This window comes from Luteimonas sp. AC640a (genome assembly GCF_979256585.1).
Genome location: NZ_CEEDOV010000007.1, coordinates 870,865 through 883,257 on the forward strand (window position 1 = coordinate 870,865; position 12,393 = coordinate 883,257).

Genomic DNA, 12,393 nt, shown 5'->3' on the forward strand with positions numbered 1-12,393 from the left:
GTGTGCGACCGGGTCGGGAACCACCGACGCCGCGCGGCCACGAGGGCGGCGCAGGCGACGGACACACGCGATGCTGGCGTGGAGAAGCGGCATGCGGATCAGCGCAGACCGGTCTCGTTGCGGGCGATCACCAGACGCTGGATCTCGCTGGTGCCTTCGTAGATCTCGGTGATCTTGGCGTCGCGGAAATACCGTTCGATCGGCATTTCCTTCGAATAGCCCATGCCGCCGTGGATCTGCAGTGCCTGGTGGGTGATCCACATCGCGGCTTCCGATGCGGTGAGCTTGGCGATCGCAGCCTCATTGCTGAAGCGCTTGCCCTCGCCCTTGAGCCAGGCCGCGCGCAGGGTGAGCAGCAGCGACGCATCGAGCTTGCACTTCATGTCGGCGATCTTCGCCTGGGTCATCTGGAACGCGCCGATCGGCTGACCGAAGGCCTTGCGCTCCTTGACGTAGGCGATCGTCGCCTCGTACGCGGCGCGGGCGATACCGATCGCCTGCGATGCGATACCGATACGGCCGGCATCGAGGACGCCCATCGCAATCTTGAAGCCCTGGCCTTCCTCGCCGAGCACGTCACCGGCCTGGGCCACGTAGTCCTGAAACTCGATCTCGCAGGTCGCCGAGGCGCGGATGCCGAGCTTGGGCTCGGTCTTGCCGCGGTGGAACCCGTCGCGGCTGCCGTCGACGAGGAATGCGGTGATGCCGCGCGCGCCCTTGTCGGGCTCGGTCACCGCGAACAGCACGAAGTACTTCGCCACGGGACCGGAGGTGATCCAGCTCTTCTTGCCGTTGATCACGTACGTGCCGTCGGCCTGCTTGACCGCGCGGCACTTCATCGCCGTCGCGTCGGAGCCCGACTGGGGTTCGGTCAGCGCGAACGCGCCGATCTCGCGACCTTCAGCGATCGCACGCACGTACTCCTGCTTCTGCGCCTCGTTGCCGTGGGTCAGGATGCCGTTGCAGAACAGCGAGTTGTTGACCGACATGATCGTCGAATGCGCGGCATCGGCCGCGGCGACCTCGACCATCGCCAGCACGTAGGAGATCGGGTCCATGCCCGCGCCGCCGTACTCATCGGGCACTTCGATGCCCATCAGGCCGTTCTCGCCGAGCACCTTCATGTTCTCGACGGGAAAGTCACCGGTCCGGTCGTGGTGCTCGGCGCTGGGCGCGATGCGCTCCTGGGCGATCCGTCGCGCGATGTCCTGGATCATCAACTGCTCTTCGCTGAAACCGAACTCCACGGCATGCAACTCCTGCTCGAAAACGATTCGGTGATTGTAACGTTCCAGCCCGGTAAAACACCCGACAAACCGGTTGCGCAGTGCAGCATGAATCGCCCGGAAACACCGGTTGACGCGTGCAGTCAAACGCGCTGCAAACGGTGTATATCCGCGTCCCAGCGTGTGACCCTCGCATGACGTCGCGTCCGCGCAACCTTGACCCCAGCGACCTGCGCGCCGACAATTATCTCTATATCGCGATATGGAGATATTGATGGATCTGGAGGCTTGGTCCGCGCGCCTGAAAGTGCTCGCCGACCCCACGCGTGTCCGCCTGCTCGCCCTGCTCGAAGTCGAAGAGCTCACGGTGGCCGAGCTGTCCTCAATCACCCGCCTCGCGCAGCCGCGCGTCTCCACCCATCTCGCGCGACTGAAGGAAGCCAACCTCGTGCGCGACCGTCGCGCCGGCGTGTCCGCCTACTACCGCTTCGACGATGCAGCGCTCGACCACGCGCAGCGCGCCCTGTGGCAGGCGTTGTCGACCGGCAGCGACGATCCGCTGCTGCGCCAGGATGCCGAACGCACCCCCGCGGTGCTGGCGACGCGCGCCGCCGACCAGAGCTGGGCCGACACCGTGGCCGGCGACATGGAGCGGCATTACTCGCCCGGCCGGACCTGGGAGGCGTTGGCGCGTTCCGCGCTGCCGCTGCTGGAGACCGGCGACGTACTCGACATCGCCTCGGGCGATGGCGTGCTGGCCGAACTGCTGGCGCCGCACGCGAATCGCTACGTGTGTCTGGATGCCAGCCGGCGCGTCGTCGCCGCCTCGGCCGAGCGGCTCAAGCGCTTCACCAACGTCGAAGTGCGCGAGGGCGACATGCATGCCCTGCCCTTCGAGGCCGGCAGCTTCGATCTGGTCGTGCTGATGCACGCCCTGACCTACGCCACCAAGCCCGCGCAGGCGGTCATAGAGGCCGCGCGTGTGCTGCGGCCCGGCGGCCGGCTGCTGCTGTCGAGCCTCGATCGCCACGGCCACGAAACCGCGGTGCAGGCCTACGGCCACGCGAATCTCGGCTTCCCGGACAAAGAACTGCGCCGTTTCGTCACCAAGGCCGGGCTGGAGATCCACAGCGCCGAAACCGTGACCCGCGAGAAGCGTCCGCCGCATTTCCAGGTGATCTCGATCATCGCGAGAAAGCCATGACCACCTGGCTGCACCCCGAACGCGTCGCGGCGCTCGATGCCGCGCTGGCCCGGCGCATCCTCGTGCTCGACGGCGCGATGGGCACGATGATCCAGCGCTTCGAACTGACCGAGGCCGACTATCGCGGCGAGCGTTTCGCGCAAGGCTACGACGCGCTCTATGCGGCGCAAGGCCACGCGCATGGCGCCGGCTGTGGTTGCGAAAGCCATGACCAGCGCGGCAACAACGATCTGCTGACGCTCACGCGCCCCGACATCATCCAGGGCATCCACGCGGACTATCTCGCCGCTGGCGCGGACATCGTCGAGACCAACACCTTCAATTCGACCGCAGTCTCGCTGGCCGACTACCGCTTGCAGCACCTGGTCCACGAACTCAACGAGACCGGCGCGGCGCTCGCGCGCGCAGCCTGCGACGCCGCGCAGGCGCAAACGCCGGATCGCCCGCGTTTCGTCGCCGGCATTCTCGGGCCGACAAGCCGCACCGCGTCGATCAGTCCCGACGTCAACGATCCCGGCTACCGCGCGGTGACCTTCGACGAACTGGTGTCGATCTACCGCGACGCGGCCCACGGACTGATCGACGGCGGCGCCGACATCCTCATGGTCGAAACCGTGTTCGACACGCTCAACGCGAAGGCTGCGCTGTACGCGATCGAGACCGTGTTCGACGATCGCGGCGGGCGTCTGCCGGTGATGATCTCCGGCACGATCACCGACGCCTCGGGTCGCACGCTCTCGGGCCAGACCGCCGAGGCGTTCTGGTATTCGCTGCAGCACGCGCGTCCGCATGCGGTAGGCCTCAACTGCGCGCTCGGCGCGAAAGACCTGCGTCCGCATGTCGAAACGCTGTCGCAGATTGCGCAGACGTACGTGTCGTGTCATCCGAACGCCGGCCTGCCGAATGCATTCGGCGGCTACGACGAAACGCCCGAAGACATGGCCGAGGTGCTGCATGAGTTCGCGACCGCCGGCCTGTTGAACATCGTCGGCGGTTGTTGTGGCACGTCGCCCGAACACATCCGCGCGATCGCCGAAGCCGTCGCCGACGTGGCGCCGCGTCGACCGCCGGCGACGCTGGACGTCGCCGCATGACGCGTCCCCGCCACACCCGCCTGTCCGGCCTCGAGCCGCTGATCGTCACGCCGGAACTGCTCTTCATCAATGTCGGCGAGCGCACCAACGTCACCGGCTCGGCGGCGTTCCGCAAGCTGATCAAGGAAAACCGCTATCCCGAGGCGGTCGAGGTCGCCCGCCAGCAGGTCGAAGGCGGCGCGCAGATCCTCGACGTCAACATGGACGAAGGCATGCTCGATTCCGAGCATGCGATGACGACCTTCCTCAACCTGATCGCCGCCGAGCCCGACATCGCGCGCATCCCGGTGATGGTCGACTCCTCGAAGTGGACCGTCATCGAGGCCGGCCTGAAATGCCTCCAGGGCAAGGGCGTGGTCAACTCAATCTCGCTCAAGGAAGGCGAAGCCGCATTCCTTGAACAGGCGCGCAAGGTGCTGCGCTACGGTGCGGCGGTCGTGGTCATGGCCTTCGACGAGGTCGGCCAGGCCGATACGAAGGACCGCAAGGTCGAGATCTGCACGCGCGCCTACAAGCTGTTGACCGAAGTCGTCGGGTTTCCGCCCGAAGACATCATCTTCGACCCCAACATCTTCGCGATCGCCACCGGCATCGCCGAGCACGACAACTACGCCGTCGACTTCATCGAGGCGACCCGCGAGATCAAGGCGACGCTGCCGCACTGCCACGTCTCGGGCGGCGTCTCCAACGTCTCGTTCTCGTTTCGCGGCAACGAGGTCGTACGCCAGGCGATCCATGCGGTGTTCCTGTTCCACGCGATCCGGGCCGGCATGGATTTCGGCATCGTCAATGCCGGCGCGATGCCGATCGTCGATGACCTCGATCCCGAACTGCGCGACTGCGTCGAGGACGTGGTGCTCAACCGCCGCAGCGACTCGACCGAGCGCCTGCTCGATCTCGCCGAGCGCTACAAGGGCAAGAAAGGCGCGGCCCACGTCGAGAACACCGCCTGGCGGGAGGCGCCGGTGCAGCAGCGGCTCACCCATGCGCTGGTGCACGGCATCGACCAGTACGTGGTCGAGGACACCGAGGAAGCACGGCAGTCGTTCACGCGCCCGCTGGATGTCATCGAAGGGCCGCTGATGACCGGCATGAACGTCGTCGGCGATCTGTTCGGCGCGGGCAAGATGTTCCTGCCGCAGGTGGTCAAGTCGGCGCGTGTGATGAAGAAGGCCGTGGCCTATCTGCTGCCCTACATCGAGGCCGAGAAGCTGCGCACTGGCGACGTGGGCAAGAACAACGGCCGTGTGCTGATGGCGACGGTCAAGGGCGATGTGCACGACATCGGCAAGAACATCGTCGGCGTGGTGCTGGCCTGCAACAACTTCGAGGTCGTCGACCTCGGCGTCATGGTCGCCACCCAGACCATCCTCGACAAGGCGCGCGAGGTGCAGGCGGACGTGATCGGCCTGTCGGGCCTGATCACGCCATCGCTCGAAGAGATGAGCCACGTGGCCCGCGAAATGAAGCGCCAGGGTTTCGAGACACCGCTGCTGATCGGCGGCGCGACGACCTCACGCGCGCACACCGCGCTGAAGATCGCGCCGCATTACGCGTCGCCGACGGTCTGGGTCAAGGACGCCTCGCGCGCGGTCGGCGTGGTGCAGTCGCTGATCAGTCCGGAGCTGCGCGGCGCGTTCGTCGCCGCCAACGATGCCGACTACGCCGAGATTCGCCAGCGCCACGCGAATCGTGGCGACGCCAAGCGGCTGGTGTCGCTGGCGAAAGCCCGCGCGCAGCGCTTCGACGGCGACTGGAGCCAGTACACGCCACCCACGCCCAACAGGCCGGGCGTGCATGTGTTCGACGACTATCCGCTCGACGATCTGGTCCAGATCATCGACTGGACGCCGTTCTTCAACGCCTGGGAACTGTTCGGCAAGTACCCGGCGATCCTCAGCGACGACATCGTCGGCCCGCAGGCGACCGAGCTGTTCGACGATGCGCAGGCGATGTTGCGCCGGATCGTGGACGAGAAGTGGCTGACCGCGAAAGCCGTATTCGGCCTGTGGCCGGCCAACAGCATCGGCGACGACGTGGTGCTGCAGCACGATAGCGGCGAAGCGACGCTGCACTTCCTGCGCCAGCAGGTCGACAAGCCGGTCGAACGGCCGGACTTCTGCCTCGCCGATTTCATCGCGCCGCAGGACAGCGGCAAGCAGGACTGGATCGGCGCGTTCGCGGTCACCGCCGGCATCGGCATCGAGCCGCACGTCGCCCGCTTCGAAGCCGCGCACGACGACTACAACGCGATCCTGCTCAAGGCGCTGGCCGATCGTCTGGCCGAAGCGCTGGCCGAGCGGCTGCACCAGCGCGTGCGCACCGATTACTGGGGCTATGCGACCGACGAAAGCCTCGACACCGATGCGCTGATCGCCGAAAAGTACCGCGGCATCCGGCCGGCGCCCGGCTATCCGGCGTGCCCGGAACACAGCGAAAAAGGCCGGCTGTTCGAACTGCTGGATGCGACCGCGCACACCAGCATGACGCTGACCGAAAGCTTCGCGATGCTGCCGACCGCGGCGGTCTCGGGTTACTACTTCAGTCATCCGAAGAGCCAGTATTTCGTCGTCGGCCGCGTCTCCAAGGAACAGGCGCAGGACTACGCCAAGCGCAAGCACGCGACACTCGCGCAGGTCGAACGCTGGCTCGCGTCGAACCTCGATTACGACCCGGAATAGCGCCGCGCGCAGGCATGGACACACGACCGCCACCCGGCGGTCGTTAGGCTGGCCCGTCCTTTCATCGAACAAGGACGCCCGCATGTCCCGACGCCCCGGCGCATTCGTTTCGCTCGCCGCCACCGCCTGCCTCGCCGCCTGCAGCGGCCACGCACAGGATGCAGCGAACACTGGCGCCTCCAGCACTGCGCCCGACGCATACAGCGGCGTGATCGTTATCGACAACGCGCGCGTGTTCGACGGCACACGCGATCTGGGCGAAGTCTCGTTGGTGATCCGCGATGGACTGATCGAACGTATCGCCGAGTCCGGCGCAAGCGATCTGCCCGAAGGCGCCGAACGCATCGACCATCGAGGACGCTTCGTCATGCCGGGCCTGGTCAACGATCACGCGCACGTCGGCAACACCCGCGGCACCGAGCACGGCGATCGTTTCTACACGCAGGACCAGGTGTCGGCCGACCTGCGCCAGTTCCAGGCCTACGGCATCACCACGGTCGCATCCTTGGGCATGAACGGCAGTGCGTTCGGCGAGATCCGCACCGCGATCAATGCAGACCCGATGCTCGGCGCCCAGCTCTACGGCGCAGGCGGCGGTGTCGGTACGCCCGATGGCGCGCCGCCGGCCGCGAACATGGGACTCGCGGACGATCCCGTCGCCCGCCCTGCCGACGCAGCGAGCGCTCGCGCGGCTGTGCGCGCGCAGGCGGAATCCGGCGTCGATCTGATCAAGCTCTGGGTCGACGACCTCGGCGGCAAGTCGCCGCAGATGACGCCCGAGGTCTACACCGCCGCAATCGAGGAAGCGCATCGCCACGACTTGCTGGTGGCCGCGCACATCCACGATCTGGCGCCGGCTGCCGATCTCGTCGCCAGCGGCGTCGACATCATCGCCCACGGCATCCGTGACCAGGCGATCGGTGCACCGCTCGTCGACGCGATGAGGGCGGCGGGCACCGGCTACATCGCCACGCTGCAGATCGACGAGGCGAACTACATCTACGCCGAGCAGCCGGACTGGCTGGACACGCCGTTCCTGCGCAACGCCCTGCCCGCGTCGGTGCGCGCGCAGTGGTCGGATGCGGCATGGCGGGAGAACAAGCTGGCCGATCCGGCGACGCAGACCCACCGCGACGCACTGGCGGTGAATCTCGACAACCTGTCGACGCTGCGCGAGGCCGGCGTACGCATCGGCTTCGGCACTGATGCCGGCGCACTGCCCCATCGCGTACCGGGCTTCGCCGAGCATCGCGAACTGGAACTGATGGTCGACCAGGCCGGTTTCAGCCCCGAGCAGGCCTTGGTCGTCGCCACGAGCGCGGCCGCGCAGCTGCTGCGCTTCGACGATCGCGGTCTGCTGCAGCCGGGCAAGCGCGCCGATTTCGTCGTGCTGTCGGCCGACCCGCTGACCGACATCCGCAACACGCGCAGTATCGAAGCCGTGTGGCAGGCCGGTCGCAAGGTCGCCGGGCCGATCGCCGAATACGACGCGCAGGCGCGGGACTGATCACAACACCGCCGCGATCCGTGCGTCGACGCGGGTCGCGATTCGTCGAGGAACGTCAGGGCAACAGGAAGGACACGCCGAAGCCGCCGGTCCAGTCGTCCTCGTCATCGGCGAATCCGCGCAGCACCGACAGATCCAGCTGCACCGCAGACGCGACGCGCCAGGTGATGCCGGTGCCCAGCGCGCGCGAACGCTGCGCGCCGGTACCGAGACCGGCTTCGACGTACGCACCGACGGTCTCGGTCGACAGGAACGTGTAACTCGGTGAGACGGTCCAGCCGGTGCCGTTTTCGTCGCGCGTGCCGTTGACGTAGAACGCGAGATCGCCAGTGGCGACGCTGACGCCGAGATCCTGCTGCGCACGCTCGGCGCGGATGTCGGACGCGCCGGTCAGCACGCCCTGCCGCGCAAGCAGCGCCCACTGCGTGGTGTCGTTCGAACCCGGCAACACCCACTTCAATGCGACGCTGCTGTCGCCACCGCCGTGCACGCGCTGGCGCGCATCGACGCTGCGCGTGCGTTCCCACACCCGGCTGTCGCTGCCGATCTGCAGCTCGATATCTTCGGCAAGACCCACGCGCAACAGACTCGCGGCGGCGTAGCGCGTGGTGCGCACGCCGTCGCTGTCGTCATGACCGATGTCGGGCAGGCCCTGCTCCCAGGCGATCCGCCCAGGCGCCAGCACCGACGGCGAAAAGCCGATGCCGGGCCGGTCGAATTCGACGTCGGACGCATCCTGGGCCTGCGCGGCCGCGCAGGCCAACGCCAGCAGGCCGATCGCGCCTGCACGCATCGCGAACCGCATGGGCGCGGACGTGATCACCAGACGAGATCATCCGGCACCTGGTACATCGGATCGCTGTAGGGATCGTCCGTGGCAGGTGCATCGGGATCGATCCGCAGCGCCACCGACGGCGCGAAGATCGCACCGGCTTCCGCCAGCACCGCGGCGGTCACCAGCATGTAGCGGCCGTTGAGCTGCACGACGCCGAGTTCGCCGGCATTGAGCGCCTTGAGCTGGGCCTCGTCGACGTGGATGCGCTTGATCTTGCCGCCGTACTCGAAGTGGCGGGCGATCTCGGCCTCTTTGATGTTGAGCGACTTGTCGGCCAGGAACACCTCCAGCTTCGCGCGCGCCTCGCGGCGCAGTCGGGCGTCTTCCTGCTTCACGCGCTCGGCTTCGATGCGCTCGTCCTTCTCGCGCTGGGCGCGGATGGCGAAGGCCTTGGCCAGATCGATGTCTTCGCGCGGCGGGCGCTTGCCCTGCGGCGCGGCGCGGCGATCGGTGTTCGGGCGCGGCTTGCCGTCGCTGCGCGGTGCGCCGCTGTGGCGGGCCTGCGGACGCGCGGGAGTGTCGCCACGCGGCGCGCCAGGCTTGCCATCGGCGCTGCGGCCGACAGGCCGAGGGCCGCGACGGTCGTCGGGCCGCGGACGACGCTCGTCGCGGCGCGGATTGGGCTTGGGCGCAGCCGGAGCCGGCGCCTTGAATCCGAGGCCGAGCAGTTGGTCGCGGAGGGAATCGGTCATCGCTGTCGTACTCAGTAATGCGGGGGTGGCGGTTCTTCCGACGCATCGGGGAACTGCACGGTGCGCGCCTGGCGCAGGTCGTCCATCATCCGGCGCAGCAGCCCGGTCTGGGCGCTCAGCTCGAGTCGCGCCTGGCTCAGCGCATCGTTGAGCTCGCCGATGGTCTGCTCCTGGAACGCGAGTCGCGTTTCCAGTTCGGTGACGCGCGATTCCAGCGCGTCGTGTCCGGTGTCATTCATTGCATTCTCGATGGACCGGCGCGCCGCACGGGGCAGCGCACCGGCCAGGGTCTTACTTGACGATGTCCTGCAGCTCGACTTCGAACACCAGCGCCTGGTTCGGACCGATCGGACCCGAGCCCATTTCGCCGTAACCCAGCGCCGCCGGGATCCACAGCTCGTACTTGCTGCCGACCGGCATCAGCTGCAGGCCTTCCTGCCATCCCGGAACGACCTGGTTGAGCGCGAACTGCGCCGGCTCGCCGCGATCGATCGAGCTGTCGAAGGTTTCGCCGTTGAGCAGCGTGCCCTTGTAGTGCACGCGCACAGTGTCGTTCGGGCCCGGCTTGGCGCCGGTGCCTTCGGTGATCACGCGGTACTGCAGGCCCGATGCCGTGGTCTGCACGCCGTCACGCTTGCCGTTTTCGGCGAGGAACTTCTCGGCCTCGGCGGCATTGGTCTTCGACTTCTCTTCCATCTCCGCGACCTGCTTGGCCTGCATGCGCTCACCGAACTTCTGCATGATGCCCATGGCCTGCTCGTCGGTGATCTCGATCGCCTTGTCGTCGAGCGTTTCGCTGATCGCGCGCTGCAGCGTCTTGATGTCGACCTCGTCCTTGATCTGCTTGAGCTGTTCGCCCATCTGGTTGCCGATGATGTAGCTGATCTGCTCGCGCTCGCCCTTGAGGCCGGCGATCTCGCCGCCTTCGGCCGGCGTTTCGGCAGCGGCGCCTTCGACGGGCTTGCCGGTCTCCTTGTCGATCGGCTTGCAGGCGATCATCGCCAGCGGCAGGACGGCGGCGAGGCCGGCGATGGCGAGGCGCTTGGTGTTCTTCATGCGGTCAAAACTCCGGGATGAGGGATCTGGAACGGACGGCCGCAGATGGCGGACGACGGGATGTGAACAATGAATCAAAGAACGAAAGGTCAAAGAATGTCGATGAGTTCGACATCGAAGATGAGCGTCGAGTTCGCGGGAATGTTCGGCGGACTGCCGCGCACACCGTAGGCCAACTCGCCGGGAATCCAGAAGCGGTACTTGCCGCCGATCGGCATCAGCTGCAGACCTTCGGTCCAGCCGGCGATGACCTGGTCGAGGCCGAACACGGCCGGTTCGCCGCGGCTGTAGGAACTGTCGAACTCGGTGCCGTCGAGCAGCGTGCCCTTGTAATGCACACGCACGCGATCGCTGGCGCGCGGGCGCGGGCCCTGGCCCTGCTTCTCGACGCTGTACTGGATGCCCGACGCGGTCGCGAACACGCCCGGCTTACCGCGATTGGCGGTCATGAAGGCGATGCCGGCCTGGCGGTTGTCGTCTGCGGCGCGCGCAGTGCGCATCTGGCCGCGCGTGATCATGCCCTGACGCACCTTGGTGATCTCGTCAGCCGACAGCGTCGGCGGCTTGCCGTCGACCGCGTCGCGGACGCCGCGCATCAACGGCGCGATGGCGATCTCGTCGCGCATCGGCGTCAGCGAGCGACCGACATCGGCGCCGAGCATCTGGCCGACCTTAGCGCGATCCACTGCAGGCGGCTCGCTGCCAGGCGGCAGGCCCGGCACCGGACGACCGCTGCGCGAGGCCACGCGCTGCGCCAGCGCCTGGCCGATGCGCTGGGTTTCCGCCTGGTCGAGCGTCGGCGGCTTGCCGGCGAGCGCGGCCGTTACCGCGGCTTCGAACGCGGCCAGATCGAGATCGGGCGTCACCTGGGCCAGCTGCGCGGCCATATCCATGCCGACCACGTAACTGCTCTTGTCGCGATCGGTGCCTTCGGCGGCCACGGCCAGCGTGGCGACCGGTGCCAGCAGCACCGCAAGGGCTGCGGCACGCATCTGATTCAACATCCGCATGGTTCTCCTGCCCCGGATGCGGGGCGATGCAGCCGGCTATTGTCGCGGGCGCGCGGCGGCGGAGCAATCAGGCCCGCCGCGGCCTTCAGCGGGCGGCGGGCCTGGGCGCGGCCAGCGCGCGCTCGATCGCCGCGAGGATCTGCGGATCATCCGGCTTGGTGCGACTGCCCCACTGACCCAGCACCCGCCCGTCGCGACCCACCAGATACTTGTGGAAGTTCCACTGCGGCGCCTGGCCGGTGGCCTCGGTGAGCTGCTTGAACAGGGGCGTCGCGTCGGGACCGATCACGTGCACCTTCTGGAACATCGGGAACTTCACGCCATAGGTCAGCGTGCAGAACTCCTGGATCGCCGCCTCGTCCTCGAATTCCTGTTCCTTGAAGTCGCCGGACGGAAAGCCCAGCACCGCGAATCCGCGCGGACGCAGGCGCGCATGCATGGATTCGAGTGCTTCGTATTGCGGGGTAAACCCGCATTTGCTGGCGGTGTTGACGATCAGCACGACATCACCGCCGTAGGCGCTACGCAGATCCACGGTCTCGCGGACCGCGAGCTGGCGGAACTGGTGATCGAGCACGCCGCGCGGCGCGGCCGCGCCCTGCGCGAACGCCGCGCCGGCCACCAGGGTCACACCCACTACCAGCGCCACGCGCCGGAACCACCGATTGCCACGCATGTCGCGATCTCCTGGATGGCCGGCGCACCGTGCCATCAGTTGGGTAGAAATTTCTGTCAGGCGCGTTGACACCTGCTGCGGTGGTGTTATAGTCACCTACAACACCTACCCACTAGAGCAGGACGGTCCTCATGAACCGCAGGCTCCACACCCCGATCATCGCATGCACCGCCTCCGCCCTGGCGCTCTCGGCCGGCCTGCTGTTCGCCGGCCCGGCGCTGTCGGCCGGCGAGCTCGCACCCCCGCCCGTCGCCGTTGCGGTCGCCGCGAAGGCCCGTGCCCAGGCCGAGCGCGCTGCGACGACGACCGACATCGAAGCGGAGACCCCGCGTCCCCGCACCCGCCGTGCACGCAGCGGCTTCGCCCTGCCGTACTTCTCGTTCGCGCGGGGCGCTGGTGGAAGGAGCTGAGG

The 12,393-nt window shown here is 67.5% G+C and carries 12 protein-coding genes; 5 read left to right on the top strand and 7 right to left on the bottom strand.

Translation table 11 applies throughout. The features are described from left to right. Window positions 1-98: 98 nt before the first annotated feature. Window positions 99-1,274: an acyl-CoA dehydrogenase family protein gene (locus ACZ9YD_RS08175; RefSeq protein ID WP_465074711.1), complete on the bottom strand. Its 1,176-nt coding sequence runs from the start codon at window positions 1,272-1,274 to the stop codon at window positions 99-101. 226 nt (window positions 1,275-1,500) lie between these two features. Between ACZ9YD_RS08175 and ACZ9YD_RS08180 the strand changes: the two genes are divergently transcribed. The 4 genes from ACZ9YD_RS08180 (at window position 1,501) to ACZ9YD_RS08195 (ending at window position 7,712) form a co-directional block, all read left to right on the top strand. Beyond that, complete coding sequence (locus tag ACZ9YD_RS08180; protein WP_465074630.1) at window positions 1,501-2,430, top strand: ArsR/SmtB family transcription factor; 930 nt, start codon at window positions 1,501-1,503, stop codon at window positions 2,428-2,430. Continuing rightward, window positions 2,427-3,524 carry a homocysteine S-methyltransferase family protein gene (locus ACZ9YD_RS08185; protein WP_465074631.1) on the top strand — a complete coding sequence of 366 codons (1,098 nt, stop codon included), beginning with the start codon at window positions 2,427-2,429 and terminating at the stop codon, window positions 3,522-3,524. Before ACZ9YD_RS08180 ends, ACZ9YD_RS08185 begins: the two co-directional genes overlap by 4 nt. Continuing rightward, entirely contained in the window at window positions 3,521-6,205 is a 2,685-nt protein-coding gene (gene metH, locus ACZ9YD_RS08190) for a methionine synthase (RefSeq protein ID WP_465074632.1), read from the top strand. Before ACZ9YD_RS08185 ends, metH begins: the two co-directional genes overlap by 4 nt. Before the next feature lie 82 nt (window positions 6,206-6,287). Beyond that, on the top strand, window positions 6,288-7,712 hold the full coding sequence (locus ACZ9YD_RS08195; RefSeq protein WP_465074633.1) for an amidohydrolase family protein: 1,425 nt from the start codon (window positions 6,288-6,290) through the stop codon (window positions 7,710-7,712). A 55-nt stretch (window positions 7,713-7,767) separates the two neighbouring features. On the opposite strand, the gene ACZ9YD_RS08200 is transcribed toward ACZ9YD_RS08195, so the two are convergent. The 6 genes from ACZ9YD_RS08200 to ACZ9YD_RS08225 all read right to left on the bottom strand — a co-directional run bounded on the left by ACZ9YD_RS08200 (window position 7,768) and on the right by ACZ9YD_RS08225 (window position 11,981). Beyond that, complete coding sequence (locus ACZ9YD_RS08200) at window positions 7,768-8,517, bottom strand: transporter (protein ID WP_465074634.1); 750 nt, start codon at window positions 8,515-8,517, stop codon at window positions 7,768-7,770. A gap of 14 nt (window positions 8,518-8,531) precedes the next feature. After that, window positions 8,532-9,239, bottom strand: coding sequence for a DUF2058 domain-containing protein (locus ACZ9YD_RS08205; protein WP_465074635.1), 708 nt, complete (start codon window positions 9,237-9,239; stop codon window positions 8,532-8,534). 11 nt (window positions 9,240-9,250) lie between these two features. Further along, entirely contained in the window at window positions 9,251-9,478 is a 228-nt protein-coding gene (locus tag ACZ9YD_RS08210; protein ID WP_310238660.1) for a SlyX family protein, read from the bottom strand. A 52-nt stretch (window positions 9,479-9,530) separates the two neighbouring features. Next, window positions 9,531-10,295, bottom strand: coding sequence for an FKBP-type peptidyl-prolyl cis-trans isomerase (locus tag ACZ9YD_RS08215; RefSeq protein ID WP_465074636.1), 765 nt, complete (start codon window positions 10,293-10,295; stop codon window positions 9,531-9,533). A gap of 89 nt (window positions 10,296-10,384) precedes the next feature. Continuing rightward, window positions 10,385-11,305, bottom strand: coding sequence for an FKBP-type peptidyl-prolyl cis-trans isomerase (locus ACZ9YD_RS08220; protein ID WP_465074638.1), 921 nt, complete (start codon window positions 11,303-11,305; stop codon window positions 10,385-10,387). Between the two features lie 85 nt (window positions 11,306-11,390). After that, complete coding sequence (locus ACZ9YD_RS08225) at window positions 11,391-11,981, bottom strand: glutathione peroxidase (protein WP_465074639.1); 591 nt, start codon at window positions 11,979-11,981, stop codon at window positions 11,391-11,393. A 131-nt stretch (window positions 11,982-12,112) separates the two neighbouring features. On the opposite strand from ACZ9YD_RS08225, the gene ACZ9YD_RS08230 reads away from it, so the two are divergent. Continuing rightward, window positions 12,113-12,391 carry a hypothetical protein gene (locus ACZ9YD_RS08230; RefSeq protein WP_465074640.1) on the top strand — a complete coding sequence of 93 codons (279 nt, stop codon included), beginning with the start codon at window positions 12,113-12,115 and terminating at the stop codon, window positions 12,389-12,391. Window positions 12,392-12,393 lie beyond the last annotated feature (2 nt).